This is a genomic window from Halomonas sp. I1 (genome assembly GCF_032334135.1).
Classification (GTDB): Bacteria; Pseudomonadota; Gammaproteobacteria; order Pseudomonadales; family Halomonadaceae; genus Halomonas.
Window position 1 is genome coordinate 39,291 of record NZ_JAVXUS010000012.1, and the last position, 19,725, is coordinate 59,015.

The window sequence follows — 19,725 nt, forward strand, 5'->3', positions numbered from 1 at the left end:
GCTGGGGCCGCAGTGGTCGCCACGAGCCGCGTTGCTCCAGATGGCTTGTCGCCTCAGTCGAGGGGAGGAGCCAGGTCGCGTAGCGCCTGGCTCAACGATTCCACCAGCACCTCGGCGGCCATCGGCAGCGAGCGGTCGGCGGCGCTGCACAGCACCAGTCGCGCGCCGTCGACGCGGAGGTCCCGTAGCGGGCGGAACACCAGCTCGCCATGGGCCAGCTCCCGGGCCACGTCGAGGGCATTGAGGAAGGCCAGGCCGAGCCCCGCCCGGGCCAGCGACTTGATCGCCAGGATCCGGTTGCACCCGGCCAGCGGGGTGAGTTCCACGTCGGACGTCGCCAGGGCCCGTTCCAGGGTCGAGCCGCGGAACATCTCGGCGTCCGGCAGGATGGCCGGATAGGCGCTGCACTCCGCCAGCCGGACCCCCGAGGCCTGTGCCAGCGGATGAGACGGCGCCATGGCGATGCCGAATTGCAACTCCACCGACTCGATGAAGCGGATGCGGCGCGTCGGCGGCGGGTTCATGCAGATGCCGATGTCGGCCTCGCCGGTGGCGACCCGTTCGAGGATCTCCTCGGTCAGCCCGGTGTGCAGCGCGAAGCGGACCCGGGGGAAGCGTTCACCGAAGCGGCCGAGCAGCTCCGGCAGCACCTGGTCGGTCAGCGATTCGACGGTGGCGATGCGGATCTCGGCGCAGCCGGTGCCGCGAATGTCGCCGAGGGTCTCCAACAGCTGGCGCTCGTCGCGCTGCCACTGGCGGATCTGGGCCAGCATCAGTTCCCCCGCCGACGACAGCCGCAGGCCCCGCGGCAGCCGCTCGAACAGCGGCACTCCCAGATCGTCCTCCAGCTTCAGGATCTGCCGGTTCACCGCCGAGGCGGCCACGTGCAGCCGTTCCGCCGCCTTGCGCAGCGAGCCCTGGCGGGCGACCTCCTCGAAGTAGCGCAACCCGGTCAGCATCAGCTGCATGCGTTCTCTCCTTCGGTGCCAACTGTTGCCTTTTTGGCAACGATATGAGCGAAACATTATTATGGACCAGTACGGTCGGCCGGCGCTAGCGTGAAGGGGCCTCCACAACAACAACCGAGGATGTCCCCATGAGCATTTCTCCCGAGCCGCTCGGCTCGCACGAGTCCCGGACCGAGCCGGTCGACAGGCGGCTGCCGCTGCCCTCGATGCTGCTGTTCGGCGTTCAGCACGTGCTGGTGATGGCTGCCGCGCCGATCACCGCCGTCTTCCTGGTCGGCCAGGCGATGGGCTTCGGCGACGACGTCATGGTCGCGCTGATGAGCGCCACCTTCCTGGTCTGCGGCCTGGGCACGCTGCTGCAGTCCTTCGGTCCCTTCGGCATCGGGGCCCGCCTGCCCTTCGTCCAGGTGCCGGGCGGGGCGCCGCTGGTGATCTTCCTGACCATCGCCCAGGCCACCGACCTGCAGACGGCCACCGGTGCGGTGATTCTCACCGGGGTGTTCTACTTCCTGGCGCTGCCCTTCTTCACCAAGGTGCTGCGGTTCTTCCCGCCGATCGTGATCGGCACCATGCTGCTGCTGGTGGCGGTCAACCTGGTGCGCATCTTCGGCGGGCTGATCACCGGCAAGGAGGGCTCGCCGGAGTTCGCCAACCTGACCAGCATCGCCCTGGCACTCGCGACCATGACCGCCATCGTGCTGTGCGCCCGGCTGTTCAGCGGCGTGCTGCAGCGCATCGCGGTGATGCTGGGGCTGCTCATCGGCGCCACCCTGGCCGCGGTGTTCGGCGTCATGGAGTTCGACGGCGTGCTGACCGGCCCGGTGGTGGCCCTGCCGTCGCTGTTCCCCTTCGGCCTGCCCAAGTTCGATCTTTTCGCCTCGCTGCCGCTGATCATCTTCAGCGTGGTGTCGATGACCGAGGCCACCGGCCAGACCCTGGCCACCGCCGAGATCGTCGAGAAGCGCGGCGACGCCCGGGCCCTGGTGCCGCGCAACATCCGCGCCGACGCCCTGGGCTCGCTGCTCGGCGGCTGCTTCGGTACCTCGCTGATCATCACCAGCGGCGAGAACATCGGCATCGTGCGGGCCACCGGGGTGCGCTCGCGCTACGTCACCGTCGCCGCCGGGCTGATCCTGGTGCTGCTCGGCCTGTTCGCGCCGCTCGGCCGGCTGGCGTCGCTGCTTCCCACCGCCGTGGTGGCGGGCACCGCGGTGATCGTCTTCGCCATCATCGGCGTGATGGGCATCAACATCCTGCGCCGGGTCGACTTCGATGAGCACGGCAACATGTTCACCCTGGCCTCGGCGCTGGCCATGGGGCTGCTGCCGATCCTGGTGCCCGGCTTCTACAGCGCCTTCCCCGAGCACCTGCAGATCCTGCTCGGCAACGGCCTGGCCATGGGCACGCTGACCGCCGTGCTGGTCAACCTGCTGTTCCATCACCTCGGCCGTCGGAGCGATGCCCCCGCGGACGCGCCGCTGCCCCGTCAAGAGATCAAAGGAAAGTAACCCATGTCGCCGACATCGTATTCCGCCGCCCCGCTGGCCCCGGCCGACTTCGCCGCCGAGACGCTGCTGCTGCTGCCCGAGGAGGTGCTGTTGGAGGAAGGCTGCGTCCGCGATCAGGCGGTGCTGGTGGCCGACGGTCGCTTCGCCGAGATCGGCGATCGCCGCGACCTGCTGGCACGTCATCCGGAACTCGCGCCCATCGAGCTGCCCGGCAAGCTGCTGATGCCCGGCTTCGTCGACACCCACCACCACCTGACCCAGTCGCTTGGCAAGTCGCTGGTGTTCGGCGAGCCCTCGGAGATCTTCAAGCGCATCTGGGTGCCGCTGGAGGGCAGCCTGGACGAGCGGTTGGTACGGCTCTCTGCCCGGCTCGCCGCCCTGGAGGCGTTGCGCGGCGGCTTCACCACCGCGGTGGACGCCGGCACTCGCGCCGCCTCGGAGCTCGACGGCATCGCCGACGCCGCCGAGGAGAGCGGACTGCGCTGCGTACTGGGCTACATCTGTAACGACCTGGGCGGCAGCCGGGAGGACAGCGAGGCGATCCGACGCGACGCCGGGCGTCACCTGGCGCGCTGGGCGGACCACGACCTGGTGCACCCCTCGCTGGCGGTGTCGATCCCCGAGGTGGCCAGCGACGCCATGCTGCACGACGCCTCGGCGCTGTGCGCCGAACACGGCGCCATCTTCCAGACTCACGTCAACGAGCACCTGCAGGCCGTGGAACGCTCGCTGGTGGCGCGCCGCCAGCGGCCGCTGGAGCACCTGCATGCCGTCGGCGCCCTGGGTCCGCAGACCCTGGTCGCCCATGCCACCCTGGTAACGCCGGGAGAGCTCAACCTGCTGCGCGACACCGGCACCGCGGTGGCCTTCAACCCGGTGGCCAGCAGTTGGAAAGGCAATGCCGTGGCGCCGGCGCTGCACATGGCCGCCCAGGGCATCCGCTTCGGGCTGGGCAGCGACGGCACGCGCAGCGACGCCTTCCGCCTGCTGGACGCCGCCGAGACCAGCCAGCGCCTGGCCTTCGGGCTGGCCAGCGGCGATTCCTCCTGCGGCGGCGGCTGGCTGTGGCTCGATCACGCCACCCGAGGCGGGGCCGAGGCGGCCGGGCTCGGGGGCGTGACCGGGGCGATCGCCCCGGGGCTGGCCGCCGACTTCCTGCTGGTGGACCTCGACGTGCCCGAGATGACGCCGTCCTGGGATCGGCCCTGGGAGCTGGTGCGCTATGCCAACCGCGACCAGATCGAGGCGGTGTTCACCAACGGCCGGCTGCGGCTGTGGCAGGGCTGGCCGGTGGACTGGGATGCCCGCGCGCTGCTCGCCGAGGTGCGCGAGGCGGCCGGCGCCGCGGTGGCCAACGCGCCGATCCAGCGGGTTCACCCGAGCTCGACGGCCCACCGCGCGCGGGTCATGGCGGCGCGGTCGGGCGCGGAGGTGCGGGGGCCCCATGAGTGATCCCGTCGTCTACGCCGTCCTCGCCGCGGCCACGGCCGTCGCCGCCTTCATGCAGGGGGCGATCGGCATCGGCTTCGCGCTGATCGTCGCCCCGGTGATGGGGCTGCTGCGGCCCGACCTGCTGCCGGTGGCGCTGCTGGTATTAATGCTGCCGCTCAACCTCTACGTGGCGCTGCGCGAGCGCGATGCCATCGACTGGCGGGGCAGCGCCTGGATCGGCGTGGGGCGACTGCCGGGGACCTTTCTGGGGCTGTGGATCCTGGTGGTGATGAGCACCAACGGGCTCAACCAGCTGATCGGCGCCTCGACGGTGCTGGCCGTGCTGGCCGCGCTGTTCGCGCCGGTGTTCCGGCCCAAGCCGGGTGCCTGCGTGTCGGTGGGGCTGATCACCGGGGTGACCGAGACCGCCACCGGCGTCGGCGGCCCGCCGCTGGCGCTGCTCTACCAGCATCGCCCCGGGCCGGAGCTGCGCTCGACCATCGCCTGCTGCTTCCTGGTCGGCGAGCTGGTGTCGCTGGTGATCCTGGCCTCGGCAGGCAAGGTCGGCACCGAGCAACTGCGCTGGGCGCTCTATCTGCTGCCGCCGCTGCTGGTCGGCAGCGTGGCCAGCCGCGTCATGCACCAGCGCCTCGATGCCCGGCGGCTGCGCCAGGGGGTGCTGCTGTTTGCGCTGGTGTCGGGAGTGGCGTTGATGATCCCCCACTAGGTCTCGTTCGAAAAGTGTCTGCGCTCGCCCATACGGCGTTTCGGGAAACGCTGAATAAATCGCCGAGCACCGCGCACAAATTCGCCGGGAGCGAATTTGAACCGCCTTTAGGCGGGCCCGCAAGGGTAGCCGCCAGGGATGGCGGCTATAGCGCAGCGATTTGCATGCGCAGGCATTTAAGCAGTGTTTCCTTAGGGCGAACCGGCGACGAACGAAAGGGGCCCGCGGCATTGCCGCGGGCCCCTTGCTATCGGCGTCCGGTGACGTCTTACCGCCAGCCGACGCGGTCGAAGATCTTGATCGCCTCGGGGTTGTTCTCGCCCAGCTCGCTGATGTTCAACTGGTCTTTCTTGAAGTCCCCCCAGGATTCCAGCACGTCGCTCTTCTCGGCGCCCTGGACGACCGGGAATTCGTAGTTGCCGGCGGCAAAGCCATGCTGCGCTTCATCGGAGGCCAGGAACTCGAGAAAACGAACGGCATTGTCGTGGTTGGGTGCGTTCTGCACGACCCCCGCGCCGCCGACATTGACGTGAGCGCCACGGCCGTCCTGGTTGGGGAACATGATCTCGACGCTCTCGGCGACGTCCCGGTCGGCGTCGTTATCTGACTCCAGCAGGCGCACATAGTAGTAGTGGTTGGCCACGGCGATATCGCATTCTCCGCTGGCCACGCCCTTGATCTGGTCGGTGTCGCCGCCCTCGGGGTCGCGGGCCATGTTGTCGACCACGCCCTGGGCCCAGGCTTCGGCGTCTTCGGTGCCGTGGTGGGCGATCAACGAGGCGAGCAGCGACTGGTTGTAGATGTTGTTGGAGGAACGAATGCATACCTGTCCCTCGTAGCGAGGGTCGGCCAGGTCTTCGTAGGCGTTGAGTTCGTCGGCGTCGACTTCATCAGGGTTGTAGAAGATGGCGCGAACGCGCTGACTGAAGCCGAACCACTTGCCTTCAGGGTGACGCATCGAGTCCGGCAGGCGTTGGGCCAGCACCTCGGAGTCGATGCTGGCGAAGATGTCTTCCTGCTCGGCGCGCCACAGGCGGCCGGCGTCGACGGTCATCATCACATCGGCGGGGCTGGCCTCGCCTTCGCGCTGGATGCGCTCGATGAGCTGGTCGGAATCGCCCTCGAGGACGTTGACTTCGATGCCGGTTTCCTCGGTAAAGGCGTCATAGAGCGCCTGGTCGGAGTCGTAGTGGCGTGCCGAGTAGATGTTGAGCTCATCGGCGGCGGCATGGGTGGTGAAGGCCGCGCCGGTCAGCAGGGTGGCAAGCGGCATGACGAGTCGATGGTAGTGGGGCATTGGAAGACCTCTTCGAGCGTGTTGGAAATGATTTTTGGATGTTAATGCGTTGCATTTCCCATGCTGCATTGAAGCGCTTGCGGAGTGAGGCGTCAACTGTGGGATATGAAAAACGTTGACCTGGACGTTGAGGTGGCGTCATTGAAAATCGCAACGTGTCGAAGACGCTTTCGCGTTACCATGAAGCTCGAATTTCTTACTCGGCGAGCGCTATGCAGCACGCATCATTCAACACTGCCGTCGAACCCATCGAGTCGGAGGCCTCCGTCGTCCTGAGCATGGAGGACATCCATCATGCCTATGGTCGTCACACGGCGGTGGCGGGAATCGATCTGAGGGTACGCCAGGGGGAGGTCGTCTGCCTGCTGGGTCCCTCGGGATGCGGCAAGACCACGCTATTGCGCATCGTCGCGGGTCTCGAAGTCCTGCAGCGGGGACATGTCGCCATCAATGGACGAAGGCTGGGCCAGCCACATGTGCCGCCGGAGCGGCGCAATGTGGGGCTGGCCTTTCAAGAGTCGGCATTGTTCCCGCACCTCGACGTCCTCGAGAATGTCACCTTCGGGCTGGAGGCGTTGCCCGCAAGGCAGCGACGCGAGCGCGCCATGGAACTGCTCGTTCAGCTGGGCATGGAGCGCTATGCTGCCAGCTATCCGCATACCCTGTCGGGAGGGCAGCAGCAGCGTGTCGCGCTGGCCCGGGCCCTGGCGCCGGAGCCCGGCCTGATGCTGCTCGACGAGCCCTTCTCGAGTCTCGATGCGCGGCTGCGCGACCGCATTCGCGACGATACCCTGCATGTCCTCAAGAAACTGGGGGCCGGGGCTCTGCTGGTGACCCACGACCCCGAAGAGGCGATGTTCATGGCCGATCGCATCGCCCTGATGCGTGATGGTCGAGTCGTGCAGATGGGGACGCCCCGCGAGCTTTACTGCGAGCCGGCCGATCCCTTCGTGGTGACCTTCTTCGATACGGTCAACGAACTGTTCGGTGAGGTGCACGAGGGACGCGTGGCGACGCCGGTGGGCGACGTGGCGGCGCCGGAGCTAGCGGAAGGTGAGCGGGCGCAGGTGATGATCCGCCCCGAGGCGCTGCGGGTCGAGGCGCTGGCGACACCGCCGGCGCCGGCCCATAGCCATGTGGTCATGGCCAAGTTACTGGGGCGAGCCAGCCTGTTGCATATCTGTGCGCATGGCGCCGACGGCCGCGAGGCGCACCTGCATGCTCGGGTGCCGGGTGTCTTCCTGCCCGAGGAAGGGCAGCCGGTGGCGATTCGCCTGGATCCTTCACAGGTGTTCGTCTTTCCCGCCGGGTCGAGCACCACGCATGGCGAGGCTTAGCAGCACCACGGGAATGATGCCCACCACGACGATCGACAGCGAGGCAGTGGAAGCCTCGGCGAGGCGCTCGTCGGCGGCCAGGTTGTGGGCGCGCACGGCCAGGGTGTCGAAGTCGAAGGGGCGCAGAATGATGGTCGCCGGCAGTTCCTTCATCACGTCGACGAAGACCAGGATGGCGGCGGCCAGCAGGCTGCTGCGCATGATCGGGGTATGCACTCGTCGCAGGGTGCCGCTGGCGGTCTGGCCCAGGGTGCGGGCGGCGGCGTCCATGTTGGGGGTGACCTTGCCGAGGCTGGCTTCCAGGGCATTGAAGGATACCGCCAGGAAGCGCACCACATAGGCATAGATCAGAATGAAGGCCGAGCCGCTGAAGATCAGCCCGGCGATCATGCCGTAGTGCGCCTTCAGAAAGCCGTTGATCTGGTCGTCCAGCCAGGCGAAGGGAATCAAAATACCCACGGCCACCACCGAGCCGGGCACCGCATAACCCATGGCGGCCACCCGGGTAGCGGTGCGGGTCACCGGCCCCGGGTTGAGCCGGGCGCCGTAGCTCAGCACCAGCGCCAGTCCCACCGCAACCCCCGCTGCCAGAACGGCCAGTACCAGGCTGTTGCCGGCAAATTCCAGAAACTGGGCGCCGAACAGCGAATCCCCGTTCTGGATCGACAGGTAGCCAAGCAGGCCGCCGGGAATCAGGAAGCCGACCAGCACTGGTAACAGACAGGCCAGACAGGCCGCCGCTGCCCGCCAGCCGGTGAGCCGAAACTCCGGCAGGCGCTGATAGCGCCCCGTGGTATGGAAGTAGCGACGCCTTCCACGAGAGACGCGCTCCAGCAGCACCAGGAATATCACGAAGGTCAGCAGACAAGCCGCCAACTGGGCGGCGGCGACCTGCTCGCCCATGCCGAACCAGGTGCGGTAGATGCCGGTGGTGAAGGTATCAACGCCGAAGTACTGTACCGCGCCGAATTCATTGAGGGTTTCCATCAGCGCCAGCGAGACGCCACCGACGATGGCCGGGCGTGCCAGTGGAATCGCCACGCCGCCAAACAGGCGCCAGGGTCCGCGTCCCAGGGTGCGGCCCACATCCAGCACGCACACCGACTGCTCGAGAAAGGCGGCCCGTGTCAGCATGTAGACATAGGGGTAGAGCACCAGGGTGATCAGGGTGGCGGCCCCGCCCAGTGAGCGGATATCGGGAAAGAGGTAGTCGCCGTGCTCCCAGCCGAAGGTTTCGCGCAGGGCGTGCTGCACCGGGCCGGCGACCTGCAGGAAGTCGGTGTAGGCATAGGCGATCACGTAGGTCGGCACCGCCAGTGGCAACAAGAGGGCCCACTCGAACAGTCGGCGTCCTGGGAAGCGGCACATCACCACCAGCCAGGCCGTTCCGGTGCCGATGATGAAGGTGCCCAAGCCTACCGTGACGACCAGGAACAGGGTGTTGGCCAGGTAGCGTCCCAGCACGGTACCGGCCAGATGGTGCCAGACACCCTCGGTGGGCATGACGATATGAGCCAATACCACGATCACCGGCAGGGCCACGATGGCGGCGATTCCCAGGGTCAGCAGATGCCAGGCACCGAAGCGCAACGGTAACCGTCGAGCGGGCGAGGCATGGTGGTGGCTGGCGGGACTGGACAAGCGGCAACTCCTTCCGGCGATGGGGCCTGGTACCGGCCGAATGCGATGGGCTGGAAGGCAAGAATACTATCAAGTGGGGGCGGGAGCTGCACCGGGGCAGATGACGGAGCCGCCCGCCGTGGCAGCGGGCGGCATGGTGGTACCGTTCAGTGGCCGAGCATCACCGCCGGAAGCCCCGTGATAAGGGTGGGGAAGAGGGCCATCAGCACGCAGGCCAGCACGATCAGGGCGCAGAAGGGAATGACGGCCCGGTAGAGGTCGACGATCTCGATGCCCTGGGGAGCCACTCCCTTCAGATAGAACAACGCATAGCCGAACGGCGGCGTCAGGAAGGAGGTCTGCAGTACCACCGCGACCATCACCACGAACCACAGCACGTCCACGCCCATCTGCTCGACGATGGGCAGCATGATCGGGAAGCTGAGCAGCACGATGCCGGTCCAGTCGAGGAACATGCCGAGGATGAACACCAGGAAGAGCATCAGAATCAGCGCGCCAGTGGTGCCGCCGGGCATGGCCATGACGACATCGCTGATGACGTCCATGCCGCCACCGATCGAGAAGACGCCCGTGAAGGCGGTGGCACCCACCAGTACCAGCATGACCATGGTGGTGGTCTTGCTGGCCTCGATCAGGGTGCGGTAGCAGGTCGAGGCCTTGCGGTCGCCGAAGACCAAAAAGAGCACGAAAGCGATGGCCACGCCGATGGCGGAGGCCTCGGTGGCCGTGGCAATACCGGTAAACAGCGAGCCCAGCACGCCGAGAATCAGTGCCATGGGGGGCAGCACGTACTTGCCGAGCATGCCCAGCAGCTCGCCGGTGGATGTATCGGCGCGTTCCTCGGCGGGTACCGGCGGGCCATAGGAAGGCTTCAGATAGCAGATGACCAGCACATAGAGCGCATACATCACGCCCAGCATTACCCCGGGCACCAGGGCACCAGCGAAGAGGGCACCCACCGACACAGGGGAGTAACTGGCCATCAGGATCAACATGATGCTGGGAGGAATCAGAATGCCCAGGCAGCCGCTGGCCATGATCACCCCGGTACTCAATTCCTTGTTGTAGGAGTACTTGAGCATCGGCACCAGGGCGATCATGCCCATCACCGCGATGGAGGCGCCGACGATGCCGGTGGTGGCGGCCAGCAGCACCGAGACGATGACCACGGTGAGCGCCAGGCCGCCGCGCAGGTTGGCGAGCAGCAGGCGCATCGACTCGAACATCTTCTCGGTGACCCCGGAGTCGTTGAGGAAGCGTGCCATCAGGATGAACAGCGGGATGGCGACCAGGACGTAATTGTCCATGGCATTGCCATAGATATTGTTGATCAGGATGCCCAGGGTGTTGGCCCCGGGGCCCAGCCAGGCTCCCAGCACGGCGACACCCCCCAGCACGAAGGCCAGTGGATGACCCATGAATAGCCCGATCAGCAGTCCGCCGAACATGAACAGGGTGAGCATCTCGGGGCTCATGTGGCTTCCTCCCTACGCAATTCCTGAATGGCACGGCTCACCACGGCCAGGGCCTGGAGCAGGAGCAGAGCGGCGGTGACGACGATGACCGCCTTCACCGGATAGACGGGGATGGCCACCATGCCGTAGGTCGTCTCGCCGCGACTGAAAGAACGCAGGAAGAACTCCCAGCCCAGGCTGAGCAGCATCCCGATGAAGGGAACGAAGAAGATCAGATAGCCGAGAAGCTCGAGGGCCGCCTGCTTGCGTCGCGACAGCAGGCGTTTGAGCACATCGACTTCTACATGGGCATGATGTCGCAGCCCGTAGGCGGCCATCAGCATGAAATGGGCGCCAAACAGCATCTTGGTGACATCGAAGGCCCAGTCACTGGGGCGCCCGATGAAGAACCGCATGGCGATGTCGTAGATCACGATCAGGGTGATCACGGCGAGCAATGGGGCGATCAAGCGCCCGAAAACCTCGTTGAGGGTATCGATGGCTCTGGCAATGGCATTCATGATGGGGTCCGGCGTAAGTCGGTGTCGACAAGGTCAGGCCGATGGAAGGGGAAGGCCCTGAAGAGGCCCTCCCGTTCCGCTTGACGGCGATTCCGGCTCATTGCTCCATGCAGGCTTCGATGTCTTCCAGGGACGGCAGGTTATCGGTGACCCGGCTCATGTTGTAGGGCACCGAGATGTCGCGCCAGTGGGCGTAGTGCTCCATGTAACTGATCATCGAATGATAGATCTTGGCGTGCATCGGGTCCTCGCAGGCGCCCTGCACGATGACCTCGTTGGTGATGCGCTGAATCTCGGCGAGGTCCTCCTCGGAGAGCTGGTTGATCTCGGTGCCGTCCTCGAGGAATTTCACCGTACCTTCTGTGGACTGGCGCTCGGACCAGGCCAGTGACCATGCCATGGTGGCGTCCGCGGCGATCTTGAGCTTCTCCTGGGTCTCTTCGGACAGTGCATCCCAGGCGTCCTTGTTGATCATCACGCCGAATACGCTGGCGGACTGGTGCCAGCCCGGCGTCAGCCAGTAATCGGCGACCTCGTTGAAGCCGGCCTTGTAGTCCACGCCGGGCGTGGAGAACTCGGCACCATCGACCACACCGCGCTCGATGGCCTGATAGATCTCGCCGCCGGCCAGCGTCACCTGGGAGCCGCCCAGCTCCTCCAGCACCCGGCCCTGGTCGCGGCCGGACAGGCGAAGGCGCTTGCCCTCCAGGTCGGCGAGGCTCTCGATGGGCGTGCCGCCACGGAAACCGGACTCATTGTTGGTGATACCGTAGGGCAGGTAGACCATATTGTACTGGCCATAGACTTCCTGATAGAGCTCGAAGCCGCCCCACTGCTGGATCCAATTCAGATAGTCGACGCCATTGAACAGGCTGGTGGTGGTGGCCAGCGGCGAGAAGGCCGGGCTGCGGCCGGCCCAGTAGCCCGGCCAGTCGCCGGCGGCTTCGATACTGCCGGTCTCGGTGGCGTCGAAGACCTCGGTGCCGGGCATGAGCGTACCGCCGGCGCGGAAGTCGATCTGCAGTTCGTCACCGGCCAGCTGATTGACCAGCTCGGCCCAGTGGCGATCGATCTGGATCAGGTCCAGGTTATCCGGCCAGGTGGTGGTCATGGTCCAGCTTTCCTGGGCCTGTGCAGCGGTCGACATGGTGGCCAGGGCGATGCCGGCGGCCAGGCCGGTGAGAGTGAAGCGTGTTGTCATGAGAGACTCCCTCTGGGACTTGTTGTGGTTGTCGAGAAGAGACGCGGACAGAGTCGTGTGGTCATCCTGGGGGAAGGATGAGGCCAGTCATCAAGCTAGCATGGCTTTTCCGTGATGTTCGATGTCCATCATGGTCAGAGTCCACGTGGTTTTGTGGCGATTGCACATGTCATTATTTCTTAAAAAAGATAGTAATATCAGGAAAATGAAAGTGTTATGGGATACTGAATGTTGCGTTGCCGCAGTGCAATCGAGCGTTTAATTGCCGAAACGTATTAGACCAAAGTTGATCTACTAGGGAGCCCGCATGTCGCCACTATCCAGGCATGATTTGCCGCCCGATCTGGACGGTTTTCATCGGGCGCTCGTTGCGCGACGTTGGCGCGGGCTGGTCTGGCTGAGGGGCGGTGTCGAGTGCTGTCGTGAGCGTGCCCGACGGCTGTGGTCCGGCGGGACCTGGCGGGCACCGCTCTGGGTCGGACCCGAGTCACCGGAGGGTATCGAGGCGGAGGAGTGGCTGCCGGCGAGCAAGGCACGGACCCGGCTGGGGGGAGAGCACGATCTGATCATCTTCGATGCGATCTCCCCGGAGGCCGGATTCGACCCCGAAGCGTTCGGTGCCCTGTCCGGTACCCTGCGCGCCGGCGGGCTGCTGGTGCTGTTGACGCCCATCGACTGGGGCTCGCGACCCGATGCCGACTATGCGCGCCTGGCCGAATATCCCTGGTCGGTGGCCGCCTTGCCGTGTCGATACCTGATGCGCCTCTCGAGGCTGCTGGCGGAGTCCGACGACGTGGCACGCTGGACGGAAGGTGAATCGCCGGTCACGCCGGTGCTGGCTGGTGTGCCCCGGGACGTGCCGATGTCGCCGGACCCGGCTTGCCTCACCCGAGACCAGGCCGATGTCGTGGCACGGCTGGTGCGTCTGCGTCGCCGTCGGCCGTTGGTGATCACCGCCGACCGAGGACGCGGCAAGACGGCGGCCCTGGGGATTGCCTGCGCTCGGCTGCTGGCGCGAGGTGTCGGCGACATCCTGGTGACCGCACCGCGCCCTTCGGCGGTATCGGGGCTTTTCGCGCGCCTGGCGGCGCTTTGTCCCGAGGGGATACGCCGGGGCAATCGCTTCGATGCCGATGATGGCAGCGTGATCTTTCTGGCACCGGACGAACTCCAGACGCGAATCGAGCGTGGCGAAGCCGGAGGTGCAGGACGCTGGTTGCTGGTGGATGAAGCCGCGGCGATTCCCGCCGGTCTCCTGGGAGGCTGGCTCGAGGCCTTTCCACGCATCGCCTTCGCCACCACCGTGCATGGCTATGAAGGAGCAGGACGTGGTTTTGCGCTGCGGTTCCGAAAGCGACTCGACCGGCTGACCCCGGACTGGCGTGAATGCCATCTGGCCACGCCGGTGCGCTGGGCCGAAGGGGACCCTCTGGAGGCGCTGACCTCGCGTCTGCTGATGCTCGATGCGGAACCGGATGGCGAGGCCGGACAGCCCGGGGCAGTGTACTGGCAACGCGAGGATCGTCATGTCCTTGCCCTGGACGAGCCACGCCTGCGTGCCATCTTCGGCCTGCTGGTCCAGGCTCATTACCGCACCACGCCCGGTGACCTGCGGCGGTTGCTGGATGCCCCGGGGAGTCGTGTCGCCAGCCTGTCGGGCAAGACCGGCGTCGAGGCGGTGGCGGTCACCAGCGACGAAGGAGGCTTCGATGCCGACCTGGCCGAGCGTGTGGCGCGTGGCGAGCGGCGCCCTCGTGGTCACCTGTTGGCCCAGTCGCTGGCGGCGCATGCCGGTGAGCGCGAGGCCCTGACGGCCCGGCTACGTCGCGTCTCGCGTATTGCGGTGGTGCCGCAGTACCGTCGCCAGGGCCTGGGGGCGCGTCTGTTGGCGGCCGAGCAGGCCGATGCCGAAGCGGATGGTATCGACCTGCTCGGCGCGAGCTTCGGCGCCGAGCCCGGCCTGCTGGCCTTCTGGCAGGCCCGGGGGTTCCGAGTGGTGCGCCTCGGGGTGACCCGCGAGACGTCCACCGGCGAGCATGCCCTGATGGTGGTGCGAGCGGTCAGCGCCGACGGCGACGTCCTGGTGGAACGTTTGGTGCGTCGCTTCCATCGCCAGCTTCCCGGTCTGCTGGCCTTCGAGCTGGCCGACCTGGAGCCCCTGGTGGCCTTGGCTCTGCTCGGCGATCGTGCCGTCGAGTCACTGTCGGCGGAGGACCGACGTGACCTTGACGATGTGGCCCACGGTCATCGTGATCCGGCCATGGCGAGGCCGGCCATGCAGGCGCTGATCGGCATTGTCGCCGCTCATGGTCAGGGCGATGCCGAGCTGGCCATGCTGACTGCCTGGGCCTTTCAGGGGCGCAACGACGGCTGGCTCGCCCGGCAGCTGTCGCTCAGCGGTGCCCGGCAGGTCGATGCCTGGCGACGTCGAAGTGTCGCCAGGTGGCTCGAAGCGGCTAGCCTTCCCAAGAATGGGGACGGTCGGTAGAGTCTCCGAGTCAATCACGATATAGAATCGCCATGAACGCACATCTCGAGCAACTCGCGCCGCGCCCGCTGTGGCGCCATTTCCGCACGCTGTGCGATACCCCTCGCCCGTCCGGCCACGAAGCGGCCCTGGTGGCACACCTGGAAGCCTGGGCCGAGGGTCTCGGCCTGTCCCATGATCGCGATGCCTTCGGCAATCTGCGAATCCGCAAGCCCGCCAGCCCCGGTCACGAGAAGGCGCCGGGAGTGATCCTGCAGGGGCACCTGGACATGGTCGCCCAGGCCAACGCCGAGCATCCCCACGACTTCACCCGAGACCCCATCGCGACCTATGTGGAGGACGGCTGGCTGAAGGCGCGGAATACCACCCTGGGGGCCGATAACGGCATGGGCGTGGCGGCGGCGCTGGCGATCCTGGAGGACGACTCGCTGGTGCATGGACCCCTCGAGGCGCTGTTCACCCTGGAGGAAGAGTCCTCGATGGGCGGCGCCTTGAACCTGGCGGAGGGCTGGCTCGAAGGTGAGGTTCTACTCAATCTCGATTCCGAGGATCGTGGCCAGGTCTACATCGGTTGCGCCGGTGGGGCCGACGTGGTGGTCGAGGCGCAGTTGCCCACCGGCGAGGTGGGCGAGGACGAGACACCGATGCGCCTTGCCCTGACCGGGCTGACCGGTGGCCATTCCGGTATCGATATCGACAAGGGCCGTGGCAACGCCAATCGGTTGTTGGTGCGGGCACTGCGCTGTCTCGGGAATTTCGATGCGCGCTTGATCGACTATCATGGCGGTACCCTGCGCAATGCCCTGCCCCGGGAGGCCTTCGCCACCCTGGCGCTGCCTGTCGAAGAGGTGGATGCTGCTCGGGCCCGCCTGACGGCACTGGAGACCACGTTGCGCGACGAGCTGGCCGGGGTCGACGATGGCCTGCGGCTGACTCTCGAGCCCGGTGACACCGAGGGGGCGCAGGCCCTGACCCGCGATGCCAGCCGTCTGCTGGTCAACGCTCTGCATGCCGCCCCCTGTGGCGTGGAGCGCATGAGCACCGCCGTGCCAGGCGTGGTGGAGACCTCCAACAACCTCGGCGTGGTGAGCCTGGAAGGGGGGCGTTTCCACCTGTGTGCCCTGGTGCGATCGCTGCGTGATAGCGCGCGTGCCGATATCGCCGATCGCTTTCGCGCGCTGTTCGAGTTGATCGGGGCCCGTACTCGTGTCGAGGGTGCCTATCCCGGCTGGGCGCCGGTGCCCGAGAGCCCGCTCTTGGCACGTTTCTGTACGCTGCACCGCGATCGACTGGGCGTCGATCCTGCCATCAAGGTGATCCATGCGGGCCTGGAGTGCGGCATCCTCGGGGCCAAGTATCCGGACCTGTCGATGATCTCCTTCGGTCCATTGATCCGTGGCGCGCATTCGCCGGACGAACGTGTGGAGATCGATTCGGTGTCGGAGTTCTGGGACATGCTGCGCGCCCTGGTCGAGGATCTGGCGAGTCCAGTGGCTTGAGGAGAGCAGCATGAACGATGCATGGCTCGCATCGTCCGCCTGGGCGCTGCCGCTCGGGCTGGGCCTGGTGGCACTGGCGAGCCTGGTGTGGGGAATCGGGCAACGCCGCCGACACGATGCCGTCGCCAACCGTCTGGCCGAGCGCGAGGCCGCCGTGGTGCGACTCGAGCAGGAGTTGACCCAGAGCGATGCTCAACTGGATGGCTGTCGGGAACGCCTGGCCAGCGTCGAGGCGACGCTCGAGCAGACCCAGGGCCAACTCGCCGAACAGCGCGAACGGGCGGCACGTCTGGAAACGGAGCGTGAGCAGACAGCGTTGCGGCACCGCGAGCAGCTGGCATTGCTGGAAGACGCTCGCGAACGGCTCAAGAACGAGTTCCACCAGCTTGCCGGCCAGGTCTTCGACGAGCGGCAGCGTACCTATAGCTCCCAGAGCCGAGAAAGCCTCGAGGCCCTGCTCAAGCCGTTCCGTGAGCAGGTCGATCACTTCCGTCGGCGTGTCGAGGAACTGCACGGTCAAGAGCAGCGTGAGCGCGGCTCGCTCAAGGCCCAGCTGGACCAGCTCGCCGGTCTCAATGCCAAGCTCGGCGAGGAAGCCGCCGGGCTGGCCCGGGCACTCAAGGGCGACCAGAAGGCCCAGGGCAACTGGGGCGAGTTGATCCTGGAACGAGTACTCGAGCGCAGCGGCCTGCGCCGCGATATCGAATATCGTCGTGAGGTGACGCTGCACGACGAGCAGGGGCGGCGACGTCCCGATGCGATCATCTATCTGCCGGAAGATCGCCACCTGATCGTCGATGCCAAGGTATCGCTCAGTGCCTGGACGCGGGTGGTCAACGCCGCGGACGAGACCGAGCGGGAAGCGGCGATGCGCGATCATCTGCAGTCGCTGCGCTCTCATGTCCAGGGACTGTCGGCCAAGGATTACCCGCGCCTGTCGACGCTGCGCTCACCGGATTTCGTGTTCCTCTTCGTGCCGGTGGAGCCGGCCTTTGCGGCCGCTTTCGAGCGCGATTCGACGCTGTTTCAGGAGGCCTTTGACCGGCAGGTGGTGATGGTCACACCGACCACGCTGTTGGCCAGCCTGCGCACCGTGGCAGGCCTTTGGAGCCTGGAACGACAGAACGAGAACGCGCGTTTGATCGGCGAGCGTGCCGAACGTCTGCTGAGCAAATTCGGCGGGTTTGTCGAGAGCCTGGATGACGTCGGACGGCATCTGGAGCGTGCCGGGGATAGCCATCGCCTCGCCATGCGGCGGCTCTCGACGGGACAGGGCAGCCTGGTGGCGCAGGCCCGGGAGCTGGAGCGTCTGGGGGTGCGGATGAAGAAGCCGCTGCCCGACGACCTGGTACGCGCCGCCGATGGCGAGGCGTCGGATGCATCCCCCGAACACGACGACGCCGCCCCGAAAGGCGGCGACGATGATGGACAAGACGGGATGTGAATTCGTCGAGCGCAGTAAGTTGTAAACGCCTTCTTAGCCGAGATAGGCGTTCAACATCCAGATCGTCTTCTCCTGCTCGCGAATATAGTCGCTGACCAGCGATGCGGTGCCTTCGTCGTCGGCGTCGGAAGCCAATGACAGGATCTCGCGTTGCAGCTCGATCAGTGTCTGATAGCCCTTGACCACGCCACGTACACATGCGACGCCATCATGGATGCTCTTTTCTTCCTCAATGGTGGAGAGGCGGAAGTAGTCGCTGTAGGCGTGTACCGGCTGATGGCCGAGGGTCAGGATGCGCTCGGCGACTTCGTCGACCTTGACCAGCAGGTCGGTATAGAACTCTTCGAACTTGGTGTGCAGCTCGAAGAAGTTCTCGCCCTTCACGTTCCAGTGATAGCCGCGCACGTTCATGTAGAAGATCTGGTAGTTGGCCAGCAGGGCGTTGAGCCGTTCGGCGAGCTGGCTGGCGCTGCCTTCGTGCAGGCCGATGCTGTTGGTATCGCTCATGCGAATGCCTCCTTGATTCGTGTTGGGCCAGTATAGGCGTCGGGGTAGTGGCCGTTAAGCGAATTTCCTGCATGGCCACCATAGCGTTGATTGATGACATGCGGGCGACCTGGCGGGGCTTCAAGTGGTTGGCGACTGCTAGACTGTCGAGGAGACACCAAGGAGTGATGCACATGGCTGGCGGATACTGGAAGATCCTGTCGATGGCCCCGTTCCTGGCGCTGGTTGGCTGTCAGGTCACGCCGACCCGCATGCCGGAAGCCGAGCCGGCACCTGCCGCTGCCTGTCACTGGCCGGTGAATGAAGGCGCCGTTCCACTGGCGCGCGTGGTCGAGGTGCTGGAGAGCCGGGACTTCCTGGTACGAGATACTGATACTTCGCTGGGGTTTGTCAGTGCGGAGCGTGCCGAACGTACGATCTATCATAATGCCGTCGACCCTGAGCCGCGTTTCGGCGGCTTTCTGTTCGGAGGCAGTGGCGGTCATGTGTCGTCCGGTGTGGGCCTGGGCATCGGCTTTGGCGGTGGAGGAGCGGCCTCCGAGGAGGCGACCCGGATCGAACGTGTCTCGGTGGTGGTCGGCGGCGAGTCGGTGAGGGTGTCGCGGGACGTGCAGTTATACGACTGGCGGGGCCAGTTGCGACAGTCGCGTACCGCCAGTGACGCGGATTTCTGTCATGAGCTCCGCGATGCCATCGAGGCCGGGGAGGCATCGCCATGAGACGCGGGGTGCTGGGTATTGCCCTGATACTGACATTGGGAGGCTGCGCGAGCATGGCACCGCCGACGCCCGCCGAGCCCGTCACGGGGACCGTGCCGGGCTCGGTAGCCGCTGTGCTGGATGAATCCATGGCCTTGCTGATGGAGCGTGGCTATGTCGTGCGTCACGCCGATGGCGACCTGGGGCGTGTCGAGGCCGTGCTCGGACGCTGGCCGGGCTACCGGGTTCGCCTCGAGGTAGCGTCCGCAGAACGAGGCAGTCATGTCGAGATGACGGCCCTGCGTGGCGGTCGTCCCCTCCCCCCTCACCTGCTCGAGCCGTGGATGATGGCGCTGCGCTCGCGACTCGGTCGTGGGGGTTAGGGCGAGCCGTCCCAATCGATGGCTTCTATCTCTGCCAACAGGCGATCGCGAATGCTGGCCAGCCCGTCCAGGTCATACGGAGATGCCTGGCCATGGCCCCAGACCGGTGCCGGCCAGGCATCGTCGTCATGACGGCGCAGGATCACATGCAGGTGGAGCTGGGCGACCACATTGCCCAGGGTGGCGATATTGAGCTTGTCGCCTGCCAGGCACTCCTTCAGGACACCGCCGACCAGGGTGGCTTCCCGCCAGAGCTGGCGCTGATCGGCTTCGTCCAGCTCGATGACTTCGGTGACGCCGGTGCGACGCGGCACCAGAACCAGCCAGGGAAAGCGAGCATCGTCCATCAGCCGTAACTGGCAGAGTGGAAGTTCGGTGACGGGGTAGCTGTCGTCGACCAGGCGGGCGTCCGGTTCGAAATCCGGCATTCAGAGTTCCTCGGTGTCGTCGGTTTGCGCCCAGCATGCCATAGCCCGGACAGAAGTGAAGCGAGGGGCTGTGCAGGATCGCCGATCCTGCTAGATTGAACGGGTAGCATCCTGTCCCGGAAGCGCTGAGAGGCAGACAAGGCGCCAGTGGCGCTGAGCGCCTCGTGAGCCGTTTCCCCTACCGGCCGTAACA

Annotated in this window: 17 protein-coding genes; 9 read left to right on the forward strand and 8 right to left on the reverse strand. The window is 66.1% G+C overall.

The genetic code is table 11. The features are described 5' to 3' along the window. Positions 1 to 53 precede the first annotated feature (53 nt). Complete coding sequence (locus tag RSO41_RS12840) at positions 54 to 959, reverse strand: LysR family transcriptional regulator (protein ID WP_315619529.1); 906 nt, start codon at positions 957 to 959, stop codon at positions 54 to 56. 137 nt (positions 960 to 1,096) lie between these two features. Here RSO41_RS12840 and RSO41_RS12845 point away from each other — a divergent pair, with 137 nt between their 5' ends. Genes RSO41_RS12845 through RSO41_RS12855 form a run of 3 tightly spaced genes read left to right on the forward strand, consistent with a single transcriptional unit; the run spans position 1,097 to position 4,634 of the window. Then, positions 1,097 to 2,476, forward strand: coding sequence for a uracil-xanthine permease family protein (locus RSO41_RS12845; RefSeq protein WP_315619530.1), 1,380 nt, complete (start codon positions 1,097 to 1,099; stop codon positions 2,474 to 2,476). Positions 2,477 to 2,479: 3 nt separating this feature from the next. Beyond that, positions 2,480 to 3,928 (forward strand): amidohydrolase family protein, encoded by a 1,449-nt coding sequence (locus tag RSO41_RS12850; RefSeq protein WP_315619531.1) that lies wholly within the window; start codon positions 2,480 to 2,482, stop codon positions 3,926 to 3,928. Next, positions 3,921 to 4,634 (forward strand): sulfite exporter TauE/SafE family protein, encoded by a 714-nt coding sequence (locus RSO41_RS12855; protein WP_315619532.1) that lies wholly within the window; start codon positions 3,921 to 3,923, stop codon positions 4,632 to 4,634. The genes RSO41_RS12850 and RSO41_RS12855 overlap by 8 nt, the downstream gene beginning before the upstream one ends. Positions 4,635 to 4,902: 268 nt before the next feature. Here RSO41_RS12855 and RSO41_RS12860 read toward each other — a convergent pair whose 3' ends face one another. Next, positions 4,903 to 5,931, reverse strand: coding sequence for a Fe(3+) ABC transporter substrate-binding protein (locus RSO41_RS12860; protein WP_315619534.1), 1,029 nt, complete (start codon positions 5,929 to 5,931; stop codon positions 4,903 to 4,905). Positions 5,932 to 6,209: 278 nt separating this feature from the next. Between RSO41_RS12860 and RSO41_RS12865 the strand changes: the two genes are divergently transcribed. Continuing rightward, positions 6,210 to 7,268, forward strand: coding sequence for an ABC transporter ATP-binding protein (locus RSO41_RS12865; protein ID WP_410000335.1), 1,059 nt, complete (start codon positions 6,210 to 6,212; stop codon positions 7,266 to 7,268). Here RSO41_RS12865 and RSO41_RS12870 read toward each other — a convergent pair. The 4 genes from RSO41_RS12870 to dctP all read right to left on the reverse strand — a co-directional run bounded on the left by RSO41_RS12870 (position 7,215) and on the right by dctP (position 12,085). Further along, positions 7,215 to 8,834, reverse strand: coding sequence for an iron ABC transporter permease (locus tag RSO41_RS12870; protein ID WP_315619598.1), 1,620 nt, complete (start codon positions 8,832 to 8,834; stop codon positions 7,215 to 7,217). The genes RSO41_RS12865 and RSO41_RS12870 overlap by 54 nt on opposite strands. 221 nt (positions 8,835 to 9,055) lie before the next feature. Beyond that, positions 9,056 to 10,384, reverse strand: coding sequence for a TRAP transporter large permease subunit (locus RSO41_RS12875; protein ID WP_315619536.1), 1,329 nt, complete (start codon positions 10,382 to 10,384; stop codon positions 9,056 to 9,058). Continuing rightward, positions 10,381 to 10,884, reverse strand: a complete 504-nt coding sequence (locus RSO41_RS12880) for a TRAP transporter small permease subunit (protein ID WP_315619537.1) — start codon at positions 10,882 to 10,884, stop codon at positions 10,381 to 10,383. The genes RSO41_RS12875 and RSO41_RS12880 overlap by 4 nt, the downstream gene beginning before the upstream one ends. Positions 10,885 to 10,981: 97 nt before the next feature. After that, positions 10,982 to 12,085: a TRAP transporter substrate-binding protein DctP gene (gene dctP, locus RSO41_RS12885; RefSeq protein ID WP_315619539.1), complete on the reverse strand. Its 1,104-nt coding sequence runs from the start codon at positions 12,083 to 12,085 to the stop codon at positions 10,982 to 10,984. A 307-nt stretch (positions 12,086 to 12,392) separates the two neighbouring features. Between dctP and RSO41_RS12890 the strand changes: the two genes are divergently transcribed. Genes RSO41_RS12890 through rmuC form a run of 3 tightly spaced genes read left to right on the forward strand, consistent with a single transcriptional unit; the run spans position 12,393 to position 17,516 of the window. Then, positions 12,393 to 14,573 (forward strand): tRNA(Met) cytidine acetyltransferase TmcA, encoded by a 2,181-nt coding sequence (locus RSO41_RS12890; protein WP_315619541.1) that lies wholly within the window; start codon positions 12,393 to 12,395, stop codon positions 14,571 to 14,573. Between the two features lie 32 nt (positions 14,574 to 14,605). After that, complete coding sequence (locus tag RSO41_RS12895) at positions 14,606 to 16,072, forward strand: aminoacyl-histidine dipeptidase (RefSeq protein ID WP_315619542.1); 1,467 nt, start codon at positions 14,606 to 14,608, stop codon at positions 16,070 to 16,072. A 10-nt stretch (positions 16,073 to 16,082) separates the two neighbouring features. Continuing rightward, a complete protein-coding gene (gene rmuC / locus RSO41_RS12900; protein ID WP_315619543.1) occupies positions 16,083 to 17,516 on the forward strand; it encodes a DNA recombination protein RmuC in 1,434 nt (477 codons plus the stop codon). A 33-nt stretch (positions 17,517 to 17,549) separates the two neighbouring features. Here rmuC and RSO41_RS12905 read toward each other — a convergent pair whose 3' ends face one another. Next, positions 17,550 to 18,023 carry a Dps family protein gene (locus RSO41_RS12905; protein WP_275286783.1) on the reverse strand — a complete coding sequence of 158 codons (474 nt, stop codon included), beginning with the start codon at positions 18,021 to 18,023 and terminating at the stop codon, positions 17,550 to 17,552. A 173-nt stretch (positions 18,024 to 18,196) separates the two neighbouring features. Between RSO41_RS12905 and RSO41_RS12910 the strand changes: the two genes are divergently transcribed. Together RSO41_RS12910 and RSO41_RS12915 are read left to right on the forward strand one after the other, a co-directional pair. Further along, positions 18,197 to 18,742 carry a hypothetical protein gene (locus RSO41_RS12910; protein WP_315619547.1) on the forward strand — a complete coding sequence of 182 codons (546 nt, stop codon included), beginning with the start codon at positions 18,197 to 18,199 and terminating at the stop codon, positions 18,740 to 18,742. Continuing rightward, positions 18,739 to 19,104, forward strand: coding sequence for a hypothetical protein (locus tag RSO41_RS12915; protein WP_315619548.1), 366 nt, complete (start codon positions 18,739 to 18,741; stop codon positions 19,102 to 19,104). The genes RSO41_RS12910 and RSO41_RS12915 overlap by 4 nt, the downstream gene beginning before the upstream one ends. On the opposite strand, the gene RSO41_RS12920 is transcribed toward RSO41_RS12915, so the two are convergent. Then, a complete protein-coding gene (locus RSO41_RS12920) occupies positions 19,101 to 19,532 on the reverse strand; it encodes an HIT domain-containing protein (RefSeq protein ID WP_315619549.1) in 432 nt (143 codons plus the stop codon). The genes RSO41_RS12915 and RSO41_RS12920 overlap by 4 nt on opposite strands. Positions 19,533 to 19,725: the final 193 nt, after the last annotated feature.